We start from the raw sequence: 24,319 nt of genomic DNA on the forward strand, positions 1-24,319 counted from the left end.
ACCCCTTTGCTCTTACGATTCCCTATTCACCATTCCCGATTCCCGCCCAATGAAAGCTTCCGACGTCAAGAAAGGCAACGTGGTCGAGCACGACGGCACCGTCTACCAGGTGCGCGACATCGAGCGCAGCTCGCCCACCGCGCGCGGTGGCAACGTGACCTTCCGCTTCACCATGTATTCGATCCCCGGCGGGCGCAAGTTCGACCTGAGCCTGCGCGCGGACGACGACCTGAAGGAAATGGACCTGGTCCGCCGTGCGGCCAACTTCTCCTATATGGATGGCGAGGCGTTCGTGTTCATGGATGCCGAGGACTACACCCAGTACCTGCTCGGCCCCGAACTGGTCGGCGACAACGCCGGCTATATCGTGGAGGACACCGAGGGCTACTACGTGCAGCTGATCGACGACGCGCCGGTCGGCCTGCAGGTGCCGACCAGCGTGGTGCTGACGGTGGTCGACACCGCACCCGAGCTCAAGGGCGCCAGTGCGACCAAGCGCACCAAGCCCGCACGGCTCAATACCGGCGTCGAGATCCAGGTGCCCGAGTACATCACCAACGAGGAAAAGGTCTGGGTGAATACCCTGACCGGCGAGTTCGCCGGGCGCGCCTGAGGGACGGCGATCCCGGCGGGGGCGCCTCCTGATCGGAGCGCCCCTGCCGGCGAAGCGACCTCCTATACGGCGGTTCAACTAGCCTCGTGCAGAATCGCCTGTCCCCACCCCAGCGATTCGGCCCATGACCGCCAGCGTCTATTCGCTACGCGCCAACGTGCTGGAAAGCCTGACGCGGACCAAGCGTCCGGACGTCCCGCTGCGGGTGGTCGTGCGCAACACGCTGGCCGTCGTGCTGCCGCTGGCGATCGGCATGGCGACCGGGTACACCGCAGTCGGCCTGGGCATCGCCGCCGGTGCGCTCGACACGATGTTCTCCGACCAGCCCGGACCGTATCGCCAGCGCGTGCGGCAACTCCTGCTGGCCTCGCTTGCCGCGGGCCTGGCCGCCTTCGCCGGCTTCCTGATCGGCGGGCACCTGCCCTCGATGCTGCTGGCCACTGCGCTGGTCGGCTTCGGCGGCGGCATGCTGGTAGTGTTCGGCACCGACCTGGCCCGCGTGGGCATGACCAGCATGATCCTGCTGGTGGTCACCGCCGCCTATCCCACCACGCCCGCGCACGCGGCAGCGAGCGCCGCGCTGATCTTCGCCGGCGGCCTGCTGATGATGGTGTTCTCGGTTGCCGCGTGGCCACTGCAGCGCTACCGGCCCGAGCGGCAGGCGCTGGCCGTGGTCTACCGCGGCCTGGCCGCGGTCGCCCGGCAGCGCGCGCAGGATGACGAGGACGAGCCTGCCCTCAGCGGCGCAATGACCACGCTGCAGCAGACGTTGCTGGGCCGCTTCCACGCCCGCGGCCGCGCAATGGAGGCCTTCGGCGTGATGCTGGAGCTGGCCGAGCGCATCCGCCTCGAACTGACCGCACTGGCTGACGGCTCGCCCGCCAACGCCGTCCCCCTGCGCTTTCGCGCTCGCGTGGCGCGGGTGCTCGACCATATCGCCGAGGCGCTGGAAGAAGGCGTCGCGCCGGACCAGGCCGAACGGGCCATGAAGGCTCTGCGCACCATCGAGCGCCAGGCTGCCGACACCAATCCGCAGCGTGCCCTGCACGTCCACGCGCTCGCCGGCCAGCTCGCCGCCGCCGTACGCAACGCGAACTGGGCGGGCAGCCGCGGCGAACAGCGTGCCGAAGCCGCGGACCTGCGCCTGCCTGCCTCGCTGCGGCAAAGCTCGGCCCGCGCCATGCTGGTGGCGAACCTGACGCCCCGCTCGGTAGCGTTCCGCCACGCGGTGCGCTCGGCAGTGGCGTTGAGCCTGGCGCTGGCTCTCTCGCGCGCACTGGAACTCCCGCACGGCTACTGGCTGCCGATGACCGTCGCCATCGTGTTGCGCCCGGATTTCGCCGCCACCTTCAACTTCGGCCTGCTGCGCGTGGTCGGCACCGTGCTCGGCCTGTTGCTGACCACCGGGCTGCTGCATGTGATTCCCGACGAAGCCTGGGCGCACCTGGTGCTGATGGGCGTGCTGTGCATGGCGTTCCGCTACCTGGCCACCGCGCACTACGGCATCGCGGTCGCGGCGCTGACCGGCACCGTCGTGGTCCTGCTTTCCTTCGAAGGCGTCGATCCCGGCGTGGCGGTGACCGACCGCGTGATCAACACGGCGCTGGCCAGCGGCATGGCGCTCCTTGCCTACGTGCTGTGGCCGACCTGGGAGCACGGCCGCGCGCGCGCGGCGCTGGCCGACATGCTCGACGCCTATGCCGACTACCTGCGCGCCCTGGGCCGCCCGCAACGGCGCGGGACCCACCGCGAGACGCGCACCGCGGCCCGTACCGCGCGCACCAACGCGCTGGCCTCGCTCGAACGCATGCGCGCCGAACCGGCCACGCCGGCGGCGCTCGTCGACCTGGCCCAGGCACTGTTCGCCAACGGCAATCGCCTGGCACGCACCGCGATGACGCTGGAGGCGCTGCTGCAGCACTGCGCGAGCCTGCCCGAGCAGGCCGAGGTGAGCGCCTTCGTCGACCACACGGCCACTGCGCTCCACGGCATCGCCGGCGCCCTGCGCGAACAGCGCCCGGTACTCGAGTTGCCCGACCTTCGCCTGCTCCAACGAAGCCTCGGCACCCTGCTGGCGATGTCCGAGGACCAGGCCGGCGCCGACCAGGTCGCCCGCCTTACCGATCGCCTGGTCGACAACGTCAACACGCTGGCCCACGTGGTCGGCCGTTGCCCGCAGGAACCGGCTGCGCAGTCGGCCGGTCGGCACGTGCATCCCTGACCTGCGTCGGTTAAGCGCGGATTTTAAAGCGCCGGTATTGCGTAAATCGAAAGGCGATTTATCCACGCAATTTTTTGATGCCGCACGGCGTCGGTACCGCATTATCCGTGTTGTATTATCCCGCGGCACACAGGGGATTTACTGACGATGATGCGTTACGACCCGGCAGCCTTTCTCGCACCGCTGGATGGCGACTCGCCGACCGGCAGCGATCTCGAATACGACCCCGATTTCATGGCGCTCGAACGCGCGGCCGCCCCGCGCGCCGAGCGCGCCATGGGCGACAGCGTCAAGGCGGCCGAGGAGCCGGACTGGGACGAGGTCGATTCGCTCGCCACCGGACTGCTCCAGCGCTCGCGCGACCTGCGCGTGGCCACGCACCTGGCGACTGCCTGGATGCGTACCGGCGGGATGCCCGGATGGGCCGCCGGCCTGACGCTGATCCGCGGCCTGCTCGAAGACCACTGGGATGGCGTGCACCCGCAACTGGACGCCGAGGACGACGACGATCCGACCGCGCGCGTCAACGCCGTCTCGGCGATCGCCAACCCCACGGGGCTGCTCGCGTATTTCCGTAATACGCCGTTCGTGCAGTCGCCGCGGCTCGGCCGGTTTTCCCTGCGCGACCTGCGCATCGCCAATGGCTCGGTGAAAATCGATGCGGGCGACGCGGCGCTACCGAGCATGACGGAAATCGAAGCCTGCTGCCTCGATTGCCCCGAAGACGAACTCGCCGCCACGCTGGAAGCCGTGACACGCATTCTCGACGAAGCCAAGGCGATCGACCGGATTTTCAACGACCGCATCGGCACCGCCGGTCCCGACCTCAAGCCCCTGCTGACCGACAGTTACGAATTGAAGAAATTCGTCGAGTCGCAGGCAGCCCGGCGCAACCCCGACATCGCCGGTGAAGGCGAAGCCGGCGCCGAGGGTGGCGAGCCGTCCGGCCCGGGTACGCGCGCCAGCGTGCCGGGACGCATCGAAACGCCGCAGGACGTCCTGCGCAGGATCGACGAGATCTGCGACTACTACGCGCGCTGCGAACCCTCCAGCCCGGTCCCGCTGCTGCTGCGGCGCGCCCAGCGCCTGGTCGGCAAGAACTTCCTCGACCTGCTCAAGGACCTGGCGCCCGGCGGCGTCAGCGAGATGGAAGTGATCTCGGGCCCGAGCGAGGAATAACTGGCGTAGCGCCGCGCGGTGGCGTGGCGCCACCCCAGGCATCTGGCGTTTGCAGGCACTCCCGCGAGCCCGGCCCCTCACCCCAACCCTCTCCCCGGCGGGGAGAGGGAGCAGAGCACGGTGCTCGCGCACACCCCCGTAAATCCTCTTGCCTCAGTTCCCGAGCGCCCGCGGTAAAGCCGCGGCAGCGCCTCTAAGAGCGCGAGGCTCACCAAGCAAGGCGCCGAGGCACTAGGCTTTCTAGCCACACCGGGCCTAGCCAGGCCGTTTCTTTTGGTTGCTTTTCATTGGGGCAGCAAGAAAAGTGACCCGAGCGCCGGCAGGCGCTCGGAAGCCCGCGGCAGGCGAGCCTGTTCGCGGGGGCGCCATGCAAGAGCAGCAAACGAAATCCCCATGCGGGAAGCATTCCCGCAAGCCCCGCCTCACCCCAGCCCTCTCCCCGGTGGCGAGAGGGAGCTGAAGGTCAGCGCACGCCCTTGCACATCGGCGCACCCGAACGCACGAACAGCTGACGCACCGCCGGATCCCAACTCAACGACAGGCCACCCGGAAGCCCCACGGTGGCATTGGCGTCCGCGCTCTGCTCGAACGGACCGGCCGTTGCGCTGGCGCCGTCGGCATAGGCGACCGTGGCGGAGATCCGGTAGGCGACCGGATCGGCGCAAGCCGACGTATCGATAGCCTGCGCCACGGTCGCACCGTAACCACTCAGCGGCGGCAAAGTGCCCTTGCCCAGCGCCACCGTGCGCGAGGCGGCCCGGCCGCACACCGCGTCCAGCGCATAGCCCACGGTGAACCTCGGCGCCGGGACCAATTGCACCGCGACAGTCGCCTCCGGTTGCGCGCTGCAGCCGACCAGGAAGGCCTTGTGCTGCGGCCGCGCGTGCAGCACGTAACTGCCTGGCACGAGCGAGGCGGTCGCTGGCCACTCGAACTCGATGCGCGTGGGCAGCACCCCGGTGATACGCGGTTGCACGGACAGCGGCGTGCCGCTGGCGTCAGTGGCGCTCAACTGCGGGTCCGGGCACTGCGGGTCGTGGAGTTCGCTGCCCACCAGCGCCAGCGTGACCGGCTTGTCCACCATGCGCAGCGCGAACACTGCGGCATGGTCCGCGGTTTCCACCCGGTCGATGGTCGCCTGCATCGGCTTGCCCTCGGCCGGCGCCTGCGCGAGTCGGCGAACCGAGAGCGCAAGCGCCTGCGCCATGGCGGCGAGCTCGCCCTCGCGACAGCCGCCGGCGTTGTCGGCAAAGTCCACGGCCAGTTGTGCGGCGGCGTGCGCGCGCAAGACCTGGCCGCGCGCGCGATCGTCCAGCGCGGTCAGCGGCTGTGCGAGCTGTTTGCCCAACGCGCCACGCAGGTTTTGCGCGAGCGCCTGCAGCTGCTCCGCCGTCGCCGCGGCCCCCGGCTGGCCGGCCAGGCGCTGCCGCGCGGCATCGAGCTGGTCGGCCACGCCCCCGGGCGTCAACCGCGGCGGAAGCTGCGCCCAGGCCGGCGCGGCCAGGGCGAAGAGCAGCCCGAGCCCGGCCGCCTGGCGCAGGCGGAGCGCCTTACTCATCGCACTCCTCCACTTCCGGGTCGCAGGCCTGCTGGTCGGCAGGCAGCAGGATGCCGGAGGGCACGATGCCGTACGAGCGGTAGTCGGCCGAGATCACGCTCGGGTCGATATAGACGTCCGTATGGTTGTTCGCGTTCTGCGCGCGGCTGGTGAACAGCGAGGTCGGCACGTTGACGCTGTCGCCGCCGGTCAGCGGCAGCAGGTTGCCGCTGGCGTTCACCGCGTAGAAATAGGCCGGCGGGATGCCGACCAGCGCGACGGCCTGCGGCCCGGTACCGGTGACGTAGATCGGCGCGTCGGACGTGCCGATGCGACCGGTCGAGGCGAACGTGCCCTCGCCGTCGTACAGCCAGGTCTTGCCGACCTGCAGCAAGTCGCCGCCGGTCACCCCGAGGTACAGCGACGAGGTGCCTGCATCGACGGTGTAGGCGCTGCCGTCGACCGAGGCCAGCGTCAGCGTCTGCGCGTTGGTCAGGCTGAAGCTTGCCGTCGAGGAGAAGCCACCCAGCGTGCCGATGTAGTTGGCCAGCGGGCTGTTCGCCGTGCCGAGCTGGGTGTAACCGCCGGCCCGGCCGGAGAGGGTGTCCGCGACGATGCTGCCGCCCTGCCCCTCGGTGATCGCGCCGGAGGAGACCAGCGTGGTCGCCTTGCCGCTGACCTGGCCGTTGATCAGCAGGTCGCCGCGGGTGGTGGTCAGACTGACGCTCGCGCCGCCGTCGAGCGGGCCGGTCACGGTAAGCGACGGGCCGTTGCTCAACGCGAAGCCGGCGGCGGTGAACTGGCCCAGGGTATCGAGGCGGTTGGCGCCGGTGAGCGCGACGGCGCCGGTCGCGTGGCCGGTCAGCATATGCGTGGTGATGCTGCCGGCGCTGCCTTCGCTGATGTTGCCGCTGACCGCCAGCGTGGTGGTGTCGCCGGTCAGCGAGCCGTTGATCGCCAGGCTGCCGCCGGTGGTCAGGGTGGTGCTGCCGCCGCCGTCGACCGTGCCGGTGACGGTGAGGGCCCGCTTGGTGGTGACCGTCAGTCCGCTGGCGCTGAAGCCGTCGAGCGCGCCGATCGCGTTGGCCTGGTCGAGCGTCGTGCTGCCCGCCGAATGGCCGCTCAGGCGGTCGGCGGTGATGATGCCGTCGGCGGTCTGGCTGATCTTGCCGCCGGACACGAGAGTCACCGCACCGCCGTGGACGGCCTGCGCCAGGGCCAGATCGCCGGCCGAATCGAGCGCGATGGTGTCGCCGTTCAACGCCGTGTTGACCGACAGCTTGCCCGCGGTGGTAGCCAGCGCGATGCCGCCGCCGCTGGCGGTCAACGGCCCGTTCACCCCCAGTGCCTTGCCGTTGCTCAACGCGAAGTCATACGCGCTGAAGCTGCCCAGGGTATCGATGCGGTTGTCGCCGTCCAGCGCGACGTCACCGCCGGCCTGGCCGGTCAGCGTGCCCGCGGTGATGCGGCCCTGGCTGGACTGCTCGATGCCACCGGCGATGTCGAGCGAGGTGCTGGTGCCGGCCAGCGTGCCGTTGACGGTGAGGCCGCCGGCCTTGGTGGTCAGCGTCGTGCTGGCTCCGCCATCGACGGTGCCGGCGATGGTCAGCGCCTGGGCGTTGGTGAAGCTGAGCCCGGCCGCGTCGAGGTTGCCCAGGCTTGCCACCGCGTTGTTGCCCGTGAGGATGGCGCTGCCGGTGACGTGCCCGGCCAGCGCGTCGGCGACGATGCGGCCGCTGCCGCTTTCGCTCAGCGCGCCGGTCACGTTCAGGCGCGTGCTGGTGCCCTTGACCGTGCCGCTGATCGCCAGGTTGCCGGCAGTATCGAGCGTGGTGCTCGCGCCGCCATCGACCGTGCCGGAGACGCGCAGGTTTTGTGCATCGTGCAGGCTGAAGCCGGCCGCCTGGAAGTTGCCCAGCGTGCCGATGTGGTTGGCGCCACCGAGCGTGGCGGTGCCGCTGGCCTTGCCGGTGAGCGCGTCGGCGACGATGTTCCCGCTGGCGCCCTCGGTGATGGTGCCGCCGGCCGAAAGGTAGGTGGCGTCGCCCTTGACGGTGCCGTCGATGCGCAGGTTGCCGCCCGCGGCGAGCGCGGTGCTGGCGCCACCGTCGACCGTGCCGGCGGCCGTCAGTGCGCGGGTGCTGGTGAGGCCGAAGCCGTCCGCGCTGAAGTTGCCCAGCGTCGAGATGGCGTTGGCCTGGTTGAGCGTGGTCGCCCCGGCGGACTGCCCGCTCAGCGTGCCGGCGGTGATCAGGCCGGTGGCGGTCTGGCTGATCGAGCCGGCGGACTTCAGGCTCAGCGTGGTGGCGTTGATCGCCTTGCCCAGCACCAGGTTGGCCGCCGAGTCCAGCGCGATGCTGCCGCCGCTGAGCGCCGAGTTCATGTTCAGCGCGCCGGCGGTGGTGGTCAGCGCGATGCTGCCCGTGCCCACGCCGAGGCTGCCGTTGACGGTAAGCGCCTGCGCGTTGGTCAGCGCGAAGCTGGCGGCGGCGAAGTTGCCCAGCGTGCCGACGTGGTTGCCGCGGGTCAGGGTGACGTTGCCGCCCGCCTGGCCGCTCAGCGTGCCGGTGACGAGATTGCCGCTGGCGCCCTCGCTGACCGCGCCATCCACGTCGAGCGAAACGGTGGCGGCATGGAGCGTGCCGTTGATCGCCAGGTCACCGCCGATCGTCAGCGCGGTGGCGCCGCTGGTCGTGACCGGGCCCGCCAGCACCAGGTCCTGTGCGTTGGTCAGCGACAGGTTGGCCGCGTCGAAACTGCCCAGGCTGACGAGATGGTTGGCGCCGGCGAGGCTGGCATCGGCCGTGGCGCTGCCGGTCAACGTACCGGCGGTGATCGAGCCGCCGGTCTGGGTGATGCCCGCGCTGGAGGTGAGCTCGACCTGGCCGGTGCCGGCGTTGATGCTGCCGGCGGTCTGGCTGATGCCGGCGCCCTGCAGCGCGATGGCGTGACCACTGATGCCGGCGGCGACCTTCAACAGGCCGCCACTGCCGATATCCACGCCGCCGGCGCCGCCCGCCACCGCACCGTTGACGGTCAGGCCGCCCGCGGTGCGCAGCAGGAAGCCGTCGGCGCTGAAGCTGCCGAGCGCGGCGATTGCGTTGGCCGAGCCGAGCGTAACGTTGCCCAGTGCATTGCCGGTCAGCGTAGCGGCAGTGAGCACGCCGGCGGTCTGCGTGATGTCGCCGCCGGTGCTGACCAGGGTCAACGTGCCGGTCGCGTTCACGTCGTGCGCCAGCGTCAGACCGTCGCGACCGCTGAGCGAGACGTCGGCGCCGCTGAGCGTGCCCTGGGTAGCCAGCGTGCCGCCATTGGCGGCGAGCACGAGATTGCCCGTGCCGGTGTCGATTCCCGACACCGGCAGGATCAGCGACCCGCCCGCGACCAGGCTGACGTCGGTGTTGGCCGCGGCAGCCAGCGTGCCGATGGTCAGGTCGTTGGCGTCGCGCACGGACAGGCCGGCGCCGGCAAGACCCACGCTGCCCTGGAAATCGTTGCCGGCATTCGCGAGCGTGATCGAGCCCGTGGCCGCGTCGAGCGCGCTGGTACCGGTCACCGTCAGCGCACCCGACTGGCTGATCGCGCCACCGTTGCTGGCCGCCGAGAGATTGCCGGCGACGGTCCCACTGCCCAGGTTGAGCGCGCCGGTGCTGGTCACGCCAAGGACGCCCGTGTCCAGTGTGCCCAGGGTCAGCGCGTTGGCATCGACCAGCTGGGTGGCGCCGCCGGCGAGGCTGACCGCGCCGGTGAAATCGTTGGCAGCGTTGGCCAGCGTGATGGCACCGCTGCCCGCGTCGATGCTGCTGGCGCCGCTCACCGCGAGCGCACCATCCTGGGTGATCGCACCGCCGTTGCTGCTGGCGACGAGGTTGCCGTTGATGTTGCCGGCGCCCAGGTCGAGCGCGCCCGTGCTGGTCGCGGCCAGCGACGCGGTGGCGAGGGTGCCGAGCGACAGCGCGTTCCGGTCGGTGATCCTGACCGCGCCACCGGTCAGGTTCACCGTGCCGGCGAAGTTGTTGTTGCCGTCCGCCAGGGTGATCGCGCCGCTGCCGGCGTTGAGCGTGCTGGCGCCGGTCACGGTCAGCCCGCCGCTGGCCTGGCCGATCGCGCCGCCGTTGCTGGTTGCCAGCAGCGTGCCGGCCACGGTGCCCTTGCCGAGGCCGAGGTTGCCCGTGCTGGTGGCGGTGAGGTCGCCGGTCGCGAGCGTGCCCAGGGTCAGTGCGTTGGCGTCGACGATCCGGGTGGCGCCGCCGGTCAGGCTGACCGCACCCTGGAAATCGTTGCCGGCGCTGGTGAGCGTGATGGTGCCGGTGCCCGCGTCGACGGTGGTAGTGCCGGCGGCGGAGAGCACGCCCGCGGTCTGGCTGACCGCCGCGTTGGTGCTGCCCAGGTAGAGGGTGCCGCTCGCCGTGACATTGCCGTTGAGCGTCAGGCCCGCGCCGCCGGCCAGCGATACGTCGTGGCCGCGCAGGTCGGCGCTGGTAGCGAGGCCATCGCCCGCGCTCAGCGTGAGGTCACCGGTGCCGGTGTCGATCGCACCGAACGAGGCCAGGTCCAGTGCGCCGCCGGCAACCAGGCTGAGCGAGCCGTTGGTGGCGACGCTCATGCCAACGATGTGCAGGTCGCCCAGGGTACTCAGCGAGACGGACGCGCCCTGTGCATCCACCGTGCCGGTGAAGTCGTTGCCGGCGTTGCCCAGCACCAGCGCGCCACTGCCGGCGGTCAGGGTCACTGCCCCGCCGCCGGCCGCCTGGGTGATGCCACCCACCTGGCCGATGCCGTTGCCCGCCAGCGACAGCGTGCCGGTGCCGACGGTCGAGCTGCCCAGCAGCAGCGCGTGGGTGCCGTTGTCCACGGCGACGTTGTTGGCGCCGCTGTTGGACAGGCTGACCGCGCCGACGAAATGGTTGCCCGGGCCGGCGAGCGAAATGCCGGCGTTACCCGCGTTGATGGCGCTGGTGCCGTTGACGGTCAGGCCGCCCGACTGGCTGATCGCGCCATCGTTGCTGGTCGCGGCAAGGTTGCCGGCGACGGTGCCGCTGCCGAGGTTCAGCGCGCCGTGGCTGATCGCGGTCAGGTTCGCGGTCGACAGCGTGCCCAGCGACAGGGCATTGGCATCGGTGATGCGCGTGGCGCCGCCGGCGAGGTTCACCGTGCCGCCGAAATCGTTGGCCGCATCGTTGAGGGTGATCGCGCCGCTGCCGGCGTTGACCGTGGCGTTGCCGCTGATCGCGAGCCCGCCGGCGGCCTGGCTGATCGCGCCGCCGTTGCTGGTGGCGACCAGGTTGCCGGAGAGGCTGCCGGTACCGAGATCGAGGTTGCCATGGCTGGTGGCGGTCAGGTTGCCGGCGGCCAGCGTACCCAGCACCAGCGCGTTGCGGTCCACGATCTGCGTGGTGCCGCCGGCCAGGCTGACCGCACCGCCGAAGTCGTTGTTGGCCTGGGTGAGCGTGATCACGCCGGTGCCGGCGTCGAAGCTCGACGTGCCGGTGACGGCCAGCGCACCACCCTGGCTGATGTCGCCCACGCTGGTGGCGTCGAGGTTGCCGCCGACGCTGCCGCCGGCAAAGCTCAGCGCGCCCGCACTCACTACCGTCAGGTTGCCGGTGTCCAGGGTGCCCAGCGCCAGGCTGCCGCTGTTGGTGATCCGCGTATCGCCACCGGCCAGACTCACCGCGCCGGCGAAACTGTTGGCGCTGTTGTCGAGCGTGATGGTGCCGCCGCCGGCGTCGATGCCGCTGGTGCCGCTGATGGTGAGGGCGCCGGCCTGGCTGATGGCGCCGCCATGGCTGGTGGCCGAGAGGTTGCCGCCGATCGTGCCCTGGCCGAGGTCGAGCGCGCCGGTACTGGTGGCGGACAGCGCGCCGGTGGCGAGGGTGCCCAGGGTCAGCGCGTTGCTGTCGGTGATGGCGACAGCGCCGCCGGTGAGGTTCACCGCGCCGGCAAAATCGTTGCCGGTGTCGGTGAGCGTGATCGCGTTGGCGCCGGCGTCGAGGTTGCTGGTGCCGGTGACCGCAAGGCCGCCGCTGGCCTGGTCGATCGCTCCACCGCTGGTGGCGACGAGGTTGCCGCCGACCGTGCCGGTGCCAAGGGTCAGGCTGCCCACGCTGTTCGTGGTCAGGTCGCCGGTGGCGAGCGTCCCCAGCACCAAGGCGTTGGCGTCAGTGATCTGCACGCTGCCGCCGTTCAGGCTCACGGCATCCTGGAAGTCGTTGGCGGCACCGGTCAGCGTGATGTCGCCGGCGGCGGTGATCGCGCTGATGCCGCCGGCGGTGAGGGTGCCGGCGGTCTGGGTGATCACGCCGCTGCTGCTGTCCAGGCCGAGCGTGCCGCTTGCGGTGACGTCGTAGGCGAGGTTCAGGCCATCGCGGCTGGCCAGCGACACGTTCGCGCCGCTCAGGTTGCCGTTGATGCCGAGGCTGCCGCCGCTGGCGGCCAGGGTCAGGTTACCCAGGCCGGTATCGATCGCCGCCGTGGGCAAAAACAGCGAGCCGCCCGCGATCAGGCTCACCGATGCGTCCGTACCGCTGGTCAGCGCGGCCACGGTGAGGTCGCCCGACGACTGCAGCGAGACGTCGCCACCGGTAGCGCTCACCGCGCCGGTGAAGACGTTGGCTGCGTCGGCCAGCGTGATCGCCGCGCTGCCAGCGTCGAGGGTGCTGGCACCGCCGATCGCGAGCGCGCCGTCCTGGGTGATCGCGCCGCCGTTGCTGGTGGCCACGAGCGCGCCACCCACCGTGCCCTGGCCCAGGTCGAGCGCGCCGGTGCTGGTAGCCGTCAGGCTGCCGGTGGCAAGCGTGCCGAGCGACAGCGCGCCACCGCTGGTGATCTGCGTGGCGCCGCCGGTCAGGCTGACCGCCCCGCCAAAGGCATTGCCCGTATCGGTCAGCGTGACGGTGCCGCCGCCGCTGGAAGTGAAGCTGGAGGTGCCGGTCACGTCGAACGCGCCGGTCTGGCTCAGGTTGCCCGCGCTCGTGGCATCGAGGCTGCCCGTGACGGTGCCGCCGGCGAACGTCAGCACGTCGCCGCTGTCGACGGTGAGGTTGCCGGTGGCAAGCGTGCCCAGCGACAGGGCACCGCTGCTGGTGATCTGCGTGGCGCCGCCGGTGAGCGTCACCAGGCCGGTGAAATCGTTCGCCGCGTCGCCAAGCGTGATGGCGCCGGTGCCTGCATGGATCGTGCTGGTGCCGGTTACCGCCAACCCACCGCTGGCCTGGGTGATCGCGCCGTTGTTGCTGGTTGCGGTGAGGTTGCCGCCGACCGTGCCGGTTCCCAGGTTCAGCGCGCCGGTGCTGGTGGCGAGCAGGTCGTCCGTGCTCACCTGGTCCAGCGTCAGGGCGTTCTTGTCGTTGATCTGCGCAGCGCCGCCGCTGAGGCTGACCGCGTCCTGGAAGTCGTTGTTGGCCTGGGTCAGCGTGATCACGCCGGTACCCGCGCTGAAGTTCGACGTGCCGGTGACCGTGAGCGCGCCGGTCTGGCCGATGTCGCCATTGCTGGTCGCGGTGAGGTTGCCGCTGACGGTGCCGCCGCCGAAGCCCAGCGTGCCGCTGGTGGTCGCGGTCAGGCTGCCGGTGGCCACCGTCCCCAGCACCAGGTTGGTGCTGTCGGTGATCTGGGTGGTGCCGCCGTAGAGGTTGGCCGTGCCGATCGCGTTGGCGCTGTTGGTCAGCGTGATGCCGCTGGTGGCGCGCGCGGTCACCGTGGTGGCCACGATGCTGCCGTTGCTGCCCTCCTTGATCGAGGCGACCTTGCTGGTGGCGCTACCGATGTTGAGCGTGGCGGCGTTGACCACCGCGGTGTTGGTGCTGTTGCCGATCTTCACCGCGCCCGAGGCCAGGATGTCGACCAGCCCGCCATGGGTATCGATCGTCGCGGCGCCGGTATCGCCGATGCTCACCACGCAGGAGGTGGTGCACGAGCCCTTGGTGTAGGTGCTGGCGCCGGCGGTGCCGGCGTAGTTGGCCCACAGATGCACGTCCAGCGACTGCCCGGCCGCCGCGGTGATGTCGTCGTTGACGAAGATGCTGCCGAAGGCCTGCAGGTAGAGCTGACCCGCCCCGCTCGCGGTAATCGGGGCATTCACCGTGATGTCCCCGTTCTGCGACCCGCCGGCGGTGTTGGTGAACACGTAGACGCTGGTACCGCCGGTCAGGGCGGCGCCGATCTCCCCGGCATTGACCACCGAGGGGTTGCCGCTGGGGGTGTAGACGGGGCCGCCGGACACCTTGCTGTCCGTGCCGCTGCTGATGGTGATGTTGTAGGGATCGAGCAGCCAGCTGCCCATGTTGCCGTGCGCGGCCGAAGCGTCGACGTGGCCCTGTGCGTTCAGTCCCTCGTGCGACGAGGTCTCCACGCGGCCGCCGTCACCACCGTTGGCGCCGCCGCGCGCGCTGATGCTGCCGTAGAAGTTGTTGACCTGGTTGCCCCAGACCACCACCGAGCCGCCATCGCCGTTGCGCGTGGCGTCGGCCTTGAGCGTGGCATCGCCGTCCACGTAGACGGCATTGGCCGTCTGCAGCCCTTCGCCGCCCTGCCAGCCGCCACCGACACGGATGGCGCCGCCACCGTAAGTACCGGAGGCGTCGATGCTGCCCCCGGTCACGCCCACGTTGCGGTCGGACAGCAGCTGTACGTTGCCGCCGTGCGCACCCGTCGCATCGATGCTGCCGCTGTTGACGGTGTCGCCGCCGCGTGCGACCAGGCGCACCACGCCACCGTCGTGGCTGATCGCGCCGGCATCGATGACGCCCGAGTTGTTGACCAGGCTGGTGAAGAGGTCGCGCGCGGCCGAAGCCTCCATCACGACCGTGCCGCCGTCGGCCTGCAGCGTGCCGGCGTTGCTGACCGCAGCTTTGGCATCCAGGCGCTGCTTGAGTTCGCCGGTGATCTGGACGTTGATCAGCCCGTTGCCGTCGAAGTCCAGCACGGCGTGTTCGGCGCCGTCGAGGTTGATCCGGCCGTAGTTGGCCAGGATCACGCCATCGTTGGCTACGCTGCCGCCAATCAGGCTGATCGAACCACCGCTGGCCGCCGCGATCGTGCCGTGGTTGACGATGCCCGCGCCGCCGCCGACCGCGTTGAGGTTGAAGTGGTTCGAGAGGAAGTCGGTCGGCGTGAGGTCCAGCGTGCTGGCGACCAGCCCACCGACGTTCACCTGCGCGGTGCTGCCGAAGATGATGCCGTGGATGTTGATCAGGAACACCTGCCCGTTGGAGCTGATCTGGCCGAAGATCTGGCTCGGGTTCTGGTCGAGGATGCGGTTGAGCGCGACCGCCGAGCTGCCCGGCTGATTGAAGCGCACCAGGGCGTCCTGTCCCAGGTTGAAGCTCTGCCAGTTCAGAACCAGCTTGTCGCTGGTCTGGTTGATCACCACGTTGGCGCCATCCTGCAGGATGCTGCCGCTGCCGCCGACGATGGTGCCGCCGGTCGGCGTGGTGGTTCGTCCCACGCCACCGCCGGCCTGGGCCGGTGCGCTGGCGAGCGCACCGCACAGCAGCAGCGACAGGCTCAGCGGCAGTGCCTTGCGGCGCAGGCTGGCGAGGGAGTCCTTGCGGGAGGTCGCGCGGGTGGTGTGCATGGGATGGGTCCGTCAGAAGGTGAAGCCGAAGCGCGAATAGACGTGGTAGCCGCGCTTGTCCGAAGCGTCGCGGCTGCCGGTCGGCACCGAGGCGTCGAGGCGGAATTCGAAATGGTGGAAGCGCGGAATGCGGAAGATCAGGCCCGCGCCGACACCCTCGAGCGTCTCGATCGGGTTGTTGCCGTCGCGATGGTTCGAGGCGTAGCCGCGACCGAAGTCGTAGAACACCTCCACTTCCAGCAACTCGCGCCAGGGGCGGTCGTAGAAGGGCGAGACGCGATCGCCCAGGCCTGGCGCGTCGATGTGGTACTCCAGCGAGGTGTACCAGCCGCGGTCGGTGAGCGCGTCGGCAATGGGGTAGGCGCGGACGCTGTCGGGGCCACCGATCACGAACTGCTCCAGCGGTGGCAACGCATCGCGCGTGTACTGGCCGCCCAGCTTGAAGTACAGCCGCTGCGAACGGGTCAGGAACTGCAGGCGGGTGTAGGAGAGCCGCGCCAACAGGAAGTTGCTGTCGTGGTCGGGGCTGACCAGGTCCGGTTCCAGCGAGTCGTCGCGTACCGATTTGCGCAGGCTGCCCTGCACCACGTCCAGGCCGCGCAGGCGCTGGTCGGTGCGCTGCAGGCCGAAGCCCAGCTCGGCCACGTCGAAGCGCTCGTCCGAGAGCTTCACGCCGAGCGCACCGAGCTGGGATTTCTCCCGGATGTAACGCAGCGAGCTCTGCATCGAGACGTCGTCGGTGTTGACGAACTTCCAGTCGGCGCCGGCGAAGGTCGAGGAGGTCGGGCCGCGCACCTTGAGATCGGCGAAGGCACCGCTGTTGATCTGCAGTTCGCTGCGGGTGGCGCCGATCACACCGCCCAGGCCCGGTACCACCACGGTGGGGGCGCGGTAGGACAGCGCGTAATAGACGTTGCTGTGCGGGTCCAGCGCGTAGTCGACGTTGGCGGTCAGCTGGTCACCGATGCCGAGCGGGCTGTTCCAGGCGGCGCCGGCCTGCGCGCGGTAGCGGCCGGTCAGTTCGGTGCCGTAGTTGTTGCCGCCCACGGTGAAGGTGAACGGGCTCTTGGCCTCGTGCGCCACCATGACGAGGTCGGTCTGGCCGGTCTTGGCGCCGGGCTGGAAGGTGGAGGAAACCGTCACGCCTGGCAGGTCGCGCGCGTACAGCAGCGCCGAGTCGATGTCCTGCTTGCGCAGCGGCTGCCCCTTGAGCTTCTCGGCCGGCGCGGCGATCACCCCCGGCCGGTAGCGCGAGGTGCCCTTGACCACAACCTTGCCGATCGTGCCCTCGAGCACCCCCAGCCGCACGATGCCGTCGCTGCCCACGTCCTGCGCGGGCACGAAGGCGGTGGCCACGATGTAGCCGGCCTTGCGATAGCGGTCGGTGATGCGGTCGGCGACCTGCTGCAGCTGGCTGAAGTTGGCCTGGACCGGCTTGCCCGAACCGCCGGAAAGCGTGGCGAACTGCTCGTCGGCCATCGCCTGCACGGTCGCCGGGGTGATGCCGTCCTCGGGATGGTCACCCACGCCCTGCACGCGGAAGCCATGCACGGCCAGGGTCTGTTCCTGCGCTTCGGCGGCCACGCGCTCGCGCAGCGGCGGTACCGCGGCGGCAGGTGCGGCGTCGGGCACCGGCGCCGCTGGCGTGGCGAGGGCCTGCGCCACGGTCGCGGCAGGCGTCGCGCCGGCACCCAGGTGTACCGCCAGCACCTGCCCCGGCAGGTAGGCGTGGGCGTCGGGGTAGCCGGCCTCGTGCAGCCGGGTGGTGATCAGCACGGCCGCGGCCTGCAGCTGCCCCGCATCCAGCGAGGCAGCGCCCGCGGTAGCGAGCGCCTGCTGGTATTCGGCCTGGATCAGCGCTTGGACCTGAGCGGCCTGCGGCCCCTCGGTCGGCACGCCGCTGACCAGGATGTCCTGCGCCGGCGCGCCGGACTCGGACGGTGCCGGTGGCGACGCCTGGGCCCAGGCGTCCCCGCCCGCCAGGGCCAGGGCCACCGCTGCTGCGAGGCAAGCAATCCGCACGACATTCCCCTCTTGATGACCGGTTCCTTGGCGCGGCGCCGGTTGCCGGCATCGCATCAGCGCCAACGGCCGGGCTTGGGGCCCGGCCGTTGGTGGCCGCGCAAACGCGCGCCCTCACCCTGTAGTGCGAACTACGTCAACAAAAACGCCCATCAGCGGGCAGTTTCGTTCACGTTTTGCTCATCGGACGTTCACGTTTCAGGCAGCGAAAAACAGCAGGCCGAGCAGCACGGCGCACACCAGCGCCCCGGCGGCAAAGACCACCAGCAACATCCGGCTCGAGCGTGCGCCTGCGCCCATCAGGGCCGGCAGCATTTCGTCGCCGGGCGCGTTGGCCGCGGGGCGGCCCGGCTGCACCAGCACGTTGCGGGCGGTGACGCCGTGGCTGTCGCGCAGCGCGGACAGCACGTTGCGCCGGCGCGCGCGGTACTCGGCGCGGGCGATGCGTCCGCCGTAATGGGCCTCGTCGAGGAGGCTCAGGTCGCGGTTGACGATGCGTTCGCGATCGTTCATGGCACCTCCCTCACCAGGCGAAGGCCGACGTCCTTCTGCGCAACGCCGCCGTCGGGGCGCCGGCTGTCGACGGTGCAGTCGGACCAGTAGCTGCTGTAGCTGCCGCCCCGCACGGCGGCGCCATCGTCCACCCATTCCCAGACGTTCCCGGTCAGGTTGACCAGACCCCACGGGTTGGGGCTGCGACCGCGGGCGGCGATCGGCGCGCCGCTGCCGTCGTCGGCCCCGGCGGTGGGCGGAATGCAGTTGCTGTCCGGCGCCTGCTTCCAGCCCCCCCCGGCGCGCGCGGCCGCCAGCCACTCGGCGTCGGTCGGCAGACGATAGACGTGGCCGCTGGCGCTGCCGAGCCACGCCGCGTAAGCGCGCGCCTGGGCCAGGCTGATGTTGCTCACCGGCAGGCTGCCCGCGGAACGGTCGTCCAACGCGATGGCGCTGCACTTGCCGGTGGCCGCGCAATAGCGGTTGTACTCGTTGATGGTGATTTCCGAGCGGGTCATCGCCAGCGTCTTGCCGCCGGCACGCACCACCACCAGCGCAGGGCCGCGCTTGCCGTCGATGCTGTCGAAGCAGGCGCGGCCCGCACCGACCAGGTCGGGCGCGGCGCAAGGGTCCGACGAGGGCCCTGCGGTCGCCGTGGCCGGCGCAGGGCGGATCACCGCCGGACTGCCCTTCGCTGCCGCGGTGGCCGCAGGCTGCCCTGTGGCCGGTGTACGGCCGGCGGCCGGGGGCGCCACATTGCCCTCGGCGGGCGTCGGCGCAGCGGTGGGCGAAACGGGCGTCGACGGCGTGCTGCTGGCGGGCTTGAGCGAATCCAGCAGCGCGGCCAGGGAGCCTTCGCCGAGCTGTCCGCGCAGCTTCATGTCCGCCTCGAGCGCGGCCAGCGCGTCGGCGTCCGCGTGGCGTACCTGCGCCAGCTGGTGGCGCATGCGGTCGAGCTCGGGCGCGGACACCGCCTGCCCGCGCGCCTTCACCAGGTCGGCCGCCAGGCCGTAGCGGGCGCTGGCCTTGGCCAGGTCGGCGCGCTGGCCGAGCAGGCCGGTGGCGCGCGTGAGCACGTCGGCGGCGGCCTGGTAGCGGCCCTTGCGGAACGCCTCGCGAGCCTGCCCGAGGTAGGCGTCGGCGAGCAGTTGCGGGCCTTCGCTGGCCAGGAAGGGGTGCTGCGGCGCCAGCGTGCGGATACGCGCGAGCGATTCCTGCGCCTTGGCGGTGTCGCCCGCCGCGGCGGCACGCTTGACCGACTCGATGCGCGCGGTGACTTCGGCTACGGCACTCTCCTGCGCCAGGCGGTCCTGCTGCTGCTTGTCCAGCGCGGCCAGGCGATCGTGCTCGGTCTTGAGCGCGGCCGACTGCGGCGCGACGGTCAGGCCGAAGTCGACCAGCGCCTGATCCTGCGGCAGGTGCAGCGCGTCGGTCTGCTGGTCGGCGATGGTGGCAATGGCAGTCGCCAGCTGGTCGACCAGCGCGCGGGTCTGCGGCGAGGCGTCGCCCTTGAGCGGCGCCATCGCGGCGGCGACCTGGCGTTGCCAGTCGGCGCTCGCTTGCGGATGGGCGATCAGCACGGCCAGCGCAGCGCGCGCCTCGGGCAGGCTGGTGGCGGCCGCGGTGGTCGGGGCGGCCGCCACGGCGGCGCCGGAAGCCATCGCGTCGAGCTGCGCCTGACGCCGCTGCAGACGTGCCGAATCGGGGAACAGCGCGAGCGCCTGTTTCAGGTGCGCAGCGGCCTGGTCGCCGTGGTGCTGGGCCAGCGCGTCGCCGATGGCAATGTCGTATTTGAGTTCCAGCTCGGCGTTCTTGAGCAGGCTGCTGGTCGGGTCGATTGCGCGGATCTTCTGCAGCGTCTCGATTGCGTTGTCCGGCTGGTCGGCGAAGATCGCGCCGGCCTCGATGCGCCGGGAAAGCTGGGTATCCAGGCTGTTGAGCAGTTCGTTCTTCTGCTGGTCCATCGCGCTGCGGCGGATGTCCAGTTCCGGCGAATAAAGCTTGAGCTGGTCGCGCAGCGCAAACAGTTGCTGCGCGTGGGTGTAGTCGTAGCGCCCCTGCGCGGGATTCCAGTAAGCGTCCAGGCGGGCCAGCAGGAAACGCTGGATGAGGTCGCCCTGGTCGAGCACCAGCCGCTTGCGCTCCTCGTCGCCGAGGGTATCGAGCGCGGCCATCGCCTGCGCCTCGTCGGCGTAGCGATGCGCGTCCTGCGGCCCGAAGCGGGCGATCACCTGCGCCACCTTGCGCTGGTGCAGGTAGTACGTGCCGCCCCAGCCTCCGGCCACCAGCACGACCAGTGCGCCGGCGCCCCACGCGAGGTACGGGCCGATGCGCTCGCGCAGGCCGACGTCGCGCAGGCCCTCGACGAATTCCTGCGCGGTGCGCAGGCGATCCTCGCCGCGGAACGCGACCGCGTCGCACAGCGCCTTGTACTGGCGCCGGGTCAGCCCCGGCACCGCCGGCGGCTTGCGCCCCTCGCGCATGGCCACCTCGGCGCTCACCTTGTCGAACGGGTGCTTGCCGGTGAGCAGCTCGAAGGTGACGCAACCGAGCGCATAGATGTCGTCGCTCGGCGTCGGCTCGCCGCCCTGGATCATCTCCAGGCTGGCGTAGGCAGGTGTCAGCGCGCCCAGCGTGCCGGCGTCGAACACGGTCTGTTCGCCGACCGCCTCGCCCATGTGCTGGCCGGCGCGCGCGATGCCGAAGTCGAATACCTTCGGCACGCCGTCGCGCGTGACCATCACGTTGCCGGGCTTGAAGTCCGAGTGCACCACGCCGGCGGCGTGCGCGCGCTTGAGTGCCCAGGCCATGCCCTCGATCAGCGGGCGCGCCCTGGCCAGTGGCATGCCGTTGTAGGCGCGCTCGCGGATCAGCGCCTTCATGTCCGAGCCGTCGACGTACTCCATCGTCATGAAGACGATGGTGCCGTCCTTGTCGAAGTCGTAGACGCGCACGATGTTGTCATGCGCCAGGGACTGCGAGCGGCGCGATTCGCGTTGCAGCGCGATCAGCGAGTCGGGATGGCGGCGGAACTCGTCGTTCAGCACTTTCACCGCGACGTACGGGTCGCGGTCGCGGGCCTCGACCTTGCGTTCATCGCGTGCCAGGAACACCACGCCCATGCCGCCGCGGCCGATCTCGCGCTCGAGCAGGAAGCGACCCTTCAGCAGCATGCCGACATGCGCGTGGTCGCCGCCCTCGGCGCCGGCCAGGCGCTCCCAACTGGCGCTATTGCCTGAGTGGGTGCCCGTGCCCGTGCCGGACTGGATGCCGGTCGACTGCGCCTCGTCGGCCGCGCGTCCGTGCGAGGCGGGCATGACCACGGTTGCCTCGCCGACGGGTGCAGGCGGCGCGGGCGGACGCGAGGCCGGCATGACCACGGTCGCGTCGCCGACGTCCTCGAACGCGGCCCGCGCGACGGGTGCCGGCACCACCACGGTGGCATCGCCTTCCACGAGCGCCATCCCGGCCGGTGCCACCACGGTGGCGTCATTGACCATCGACGCTTCCTCGACCGCGGTCTGCGCGGCCGTCAATCGCTCCAGCAGCACGCGGCCGATCTCGGCATCCAGCTCACCCTCGTCGTGCAGGCGGCGGACCAGCGCGAGCTCGTCGTGGTGGCGATCCTCCGGCACCACGCCGCGGCGACCGAGCGCATCGAGCAGCACGGGAAGCGGCAGGTGGCCGTTGCGGAAGGCGGCGATCAGTTCGGCAAGCGTGTTCATGCAAAGCTCTTGGTCGGTGCGGCGGCTGCACAAGGCAACCGGTGCGATGGCGGCCGGATGCGGTCAGCTGACCACCAGCATGGGGACTTCGTTGGTGCGCACCTGCTGACCGTCCATGTACAGCGCCGAGCGCATCGTGTAGCGGCCGTCCTGGATGCCCTTGGGCAGGTTGAAGTCGAAATTGGTCTCGTACTCGCCGGTGCCGTCGATGGCGGTGGCGTCCTTGGTCACGGTGGTCAACTGACGGCCGTCCGGCGCGAACAGGGTCAACTGTTCCTTGAGCTGCGGCGCGCCGGCCTGCGTGCCGCGCACCAGCGTGACGCGCGACTGCATTGCCGCCTTGCTGCCGGAGCGGATCGTCTCGCCCGGCAGCAGCGCAGTCTGGTAGGCGCTGATGGTGTTGTCCGTCGGCAAGGCGCCGCGGTCGCGCCGGTACTGGTCTTCCACCGAGCGCGCGTCGCGCACCTTGCGCGCGTGATAGTTGTAGGCCATGCAGGCGAACACGCCGATGCCGGCGCCGATCGCCGCGCCCGCCACGTGGCCCTTGCCCTTGCCGAACATCGACCCGGCCAGTGCGCCGATCGCACCGCCCACCACCGGGTTGCATTCCGGCGACGCCGGTTCGGCGACGTTCGTGCGGCCGGCGTCAGCGGCGGGCATGCCCAGTTCGGGCATCTGCGCGCAACCACTGACCAGGGCGAGCATGCAAGCCGCGCCCATCAGGCTGATACCGCGAATTCCGTTATGCATGGCGAGTCCCTCCTCAGTTGATCGAGATGCTGTTCATGGCCTGCTGCTGTGCCTGCTGGGCGCGGCGCAGGAGACGTCGGGCGGCCGCGTCGCCGGGGTTGACCTGCAGCGCGGCCTTGGCGTTGGCGATGGCGGCGGAGTAGTTCTGCTGGGCGAAGTTCCGCTCGCCCTCGCGCAGCAGCCCGGCGGCGACTTCCTGCATGCGGCTGGAAGAACCTGCGGATGACGGAGCGGCCCGGTGCTTCTCGGCCGTTGGCGTCCTGGCGGGTGTCGCTGCCTGCGTCGTCGCCAAAGGCTGCGTGGTCGCGGCCTGCGTCGCTGCCGATGGCTGGGTGGCCAGCGCTTGCGTCGCCTGAATCGGCGCCGGCACCGCATCGGGGTTGCTCTGAGGCGTCGCTGGCGCGGGCGTCGGCGCAGTGTTCGCCAGGGCGTGCCGCTCCAGCTCCTGCTTCTGCTTCTCCACGGTGGCACGCTTGAGATCCAGCCGCGGCAGGAACAGGTGCAACCGCGCGGGCAGTTCGAACACACGCTCGGCGGCGGCGTAATCGCGCCGGCCCTGGCCCGGATCCCAGTAGGCGTCGACGCGGTCGAGCAGAAATTGCTGCACCTGGTCGCCCTGGTCGAGCATCAGGCGCTTGCGTCCGTCCTCGCCCAGTCGCTCGAGCGCGGCGACCGCCTCCGCTTCGTCGCCGAAATGTCGCGGGTTGGCCGCCTGGAAACGCGAGGCCACCTCGGCGACCTGGCGCGCGCGCCACTGGCCGAGCGCGCCCCAACCGGCGACCGCCAGCAGCAGGACGCCGGCCAGGGTCCAGGCGAGCGGCCGGCCCAGGCGCTCGCCCAGGCCGACATCACGCAAGCCCTCGACCATCAGGTCGGCACTTTTCAGGCGCTTGTCGGCGGTAAACGCGACGGCGTCGCACAACGTCCTGTACTGGCGGCGGGTCAGCCCCGGCACCGCCGGCGGCTTGCGCCCCTCGCGCATGGCCACCTCGGCGCTCACCTTGTCGAACGGGTGCTTGCCGGTGAGCAGCTCGAAGGCCACGCAGCCGAGCGCATAGATGTCGTCGGTCGCCTGCGGCGGCCGCCCCTGGATCATCTCCAGGCTGGCATACGCCGGGGTCAGTGCGCCAAGGCGGCCTGCGTCGAACACGGTCTGGTCCTCGGCCGCCTCGCCCGGCTGCTTGCCGGCGCGCGCGATGCCGAAATCGAACACCTTCGGATAGCCCTCGCGGGTGACCATCACGTTGCCGGGCTTGAAGTCCGAGTGGACCACGCCCGCGTCGTGGGCGCGCTTGAGCGCGCGGGCCATGCCTTCGATCAGCGGCCTCGCTTTCGCCAGCGGCAGCCCACGGAACGCGCTCTCGCGGATCAGCGTCTTGAGATCGGAGCCGTCGACGTACTCCATCGTCATGAAGACGATGGTGCCGTCCTTGTCGAAGTCGTAGACGCGCACGATGTTGTCGTGCGCCAGTTGCTGCGAGCGGCGCGATTCGCGCTGCAGCGCGATCAGCGAATCGGGGTGGCGGCGGAATTCGTCATTGAGCACCTTCACCGCGACGTACGGGTCGCGGTCACGGGCCTCGACCTTGCGTTCGTCGCGCGCCAGGAACACCACGCCCATGCCGCCGCGACCGATCTCGCGCTCGATCAGGAAGCGCCCCTTGAGCAGCATGCCGACGTTCGCCTGATCGCCGCCCGCCACGCTGGCCAGCTGCTGCCAGCCGGCGGCGTCGACGCTTCCGGTGCTGCCTGTGGTCCGCGAGCCGGTGACGCCGGTGCGGGTCGCTTCCGGGCGGACGGAGGCCGGCTTGACCACCGTCGCCTGGTCTGCCGGCGCGCTGTCGGTGACCGGCCGTGCCGGCGGCGCGACGCAGGTCGCCTCATCACCCGAGGTGGCGATCGGCGTGGATCGCAGGCCCGGTGCAACGCAGGTCGCCTCGTCGGCTTCGGCCAGCACCGAGGCCACTTCCTCGCCGGCGCGTTGCAGCGACGCCAGGCGTTCGGACACCAGGTGCGCCACGCCGGCATCCAGACGGCCTTCCTCGCGCATCCGCCCGAGCCACTGAAGGTCGTCCGCATGCTGCTCCATAGACACCGCGCCGCGCTCGGCGAGTGCGTCGACCAGCAATGCCGGCAACGACAGCTCGCCGGCCTGGTAGGCCTCGATGAGCGCGCTTAGCGACGGGGTGGTCATGGTGCCGGG

The 24,319-nt window shown here is 70.7% G+C and carries 10 protein-coding genes; 3 read left to right on the forward strand and 7 right to left on the reverse strand.

Going from position 1 to position 24,319, the window contains the following annotated elements:
• Nucleotides 1-49 precede the first annotated feature (49 nt).
• From efpL to tssA, 3 genes are all read left to right on the forward strand, one after another.
• Nucleotides 50-613, forward strand: coding sequence for an elongation factor P-like protein EfpL (gene efpL / locus ACFWZU_RS11735; RefSeq protein ID WP_439701695.1), 564 nt, complete (start codon nucleotides 50-52; stop codon nucleotides 611-613).
• 124 nt (nucleotides 614-737) lie between these two features.
• Nucleotides 738-2,834, forward strand: coding sequence for an FUSC family protein (locus tag ACFWZU_RS11740; protein ID WP_439701696.1), 2,097 nt, complete (start codon nucleotides 738-740; stop codon nucleotides 2,832-2,834).
• Between the two features lie 150 nt (nucleotides 2,835-2,984).
• Nucleotides 2,985-4,013, forward strand: a complete 1,029-nt coding sequence (tssA, locus tag ACFWZU_RS11745; RefSeq protein ID WP_439701782.1) for a type VI secretion system protein TssA — start codon at nucleotides 2,985-2,987, stop codon at nucleotides 4,011-4,013.
• A 463-nt stretch (nucleotides 4,014-4,476) separates the two neighbouring features.
• Here tssA and ACFWZU_RS11750 read toward each other — a convergent pair whose 3' ends face one another.
• The 7 genes from ACFWZU_RS11750 to ACFWZU_RS11780 all read right to left on the reverse strand — a co-directional run bounded on the left by ACFWZU_RS11750 (nucleotide 4,477) and on the right by ACFWZU_RS11780 (nucleotide 24,310).
• Nucleotides 4,477-5,571 carry a hypothetical protein gene (locus ACFWZU_RS11750; RefSeq protein ID WP_439701697.1) on the reverse strand — a complete coding sequence of 365 codons (1,095 nt, stop codon included), beginning with the start codon at nucleotides 5,569-5,571 and terminating at the stop codon, nucleotides 4,477-4,479.
• Complete coding sequence (locus tag ACFWZU_RS11755; protein WP_439701698.1) at nucleotides 5,564-15,127, reverse strand: two-partner secretion domain-containing protein; 9,564 nt, start codon at nucleotides 15,125-15,127, stop codon at nucleotides 5,564-5,566. Before ACFWZU_RS11755 ends, ACFWZU_RS11750 begins: the two co-directional genes overlap by 8 nt.
• A 12-nt stretch (nucleotides 15,128-15,139) precedes the next feature.
• Nucleotides 15,140-17,122, reverse strand: a complete 1,983-nt coding sequence (locus ACFWZU_RS11760) for a ShlB/FhaC/HecB family hemolysin secretion/activation protein (RefSeq protein WP_439701699.1) — start codon at nucleotides 17,120-17,122, stop codon at nucleotides 15,140-15,142.
• Between the two features lie 225 nt (nucleotides 17,123-17,347).
• Nucleotides 17,348-17,662 carry a hypothetical protein gene (locus ACFWZU_RS11765; RefSeq protein ID WP_439701700.1) on the reverse strand — a complete coding sequence of 105 codons (315 nt, stop codon included), beginning with the start codon at nucleotides 17,660-17,662 and terminating at the stop codon, nucleotides 17,348-17,350.
• Nucleotides 17,659-21,366 carry a protein kinase domain-containing protein gene (locus tag ACFWZU_RS11770; protein WP_439701701.1) on the reverse strand — a complete coding sequence of 1,236 codons (3,708 nt, stop codon included), beginning with the start codon at nucleotides 21,364-21,366 and terminating at the stop codon, nucleotides 17,659-17,661. The genes ACFWZU_RS11765 and ACFWZU_RS11770 overlap by 4 nt, the downstream gene beginning before the upstream one ends.
• Before the next feature lie 63 nt (nucleotides 21,367-21,429).
• Nucleotides 21,430-22,116: a hypothetical protein gene (locus ACFWZU_RS11775; protein WP_439701702.1), complete on the reverse strand. Its 687-nt coding sequence runs from the start codon at nucleotides 22,114-22,116 to the stop codon at nucleotides 21,430-21,432.
• A gap of 13 nt (nucleotides 22,117-22,129) precedes the next feature.
• A complete protein-coding gene (locus ACFWZU_RS11780; RefSeq protein WP_439701703.1) occupies nucleotides 22,130-24,310 on the reverse strand; it encodes a serine/threonine-protein kinase in 2,181 nt (726 codons plus the stop codon).
• Nucleotides 24,311-24,319 lie beyond the last annotated feature (9 nt).

This window comes from Frateuria sp. GZRR33, from assembly GCF_051900425.1.
GTDB lineage: Bacteria > Pseudomonadota > Gammaproteobacteria > Xanthomonadales > Rhodanobacteraceae > Frateuria_A.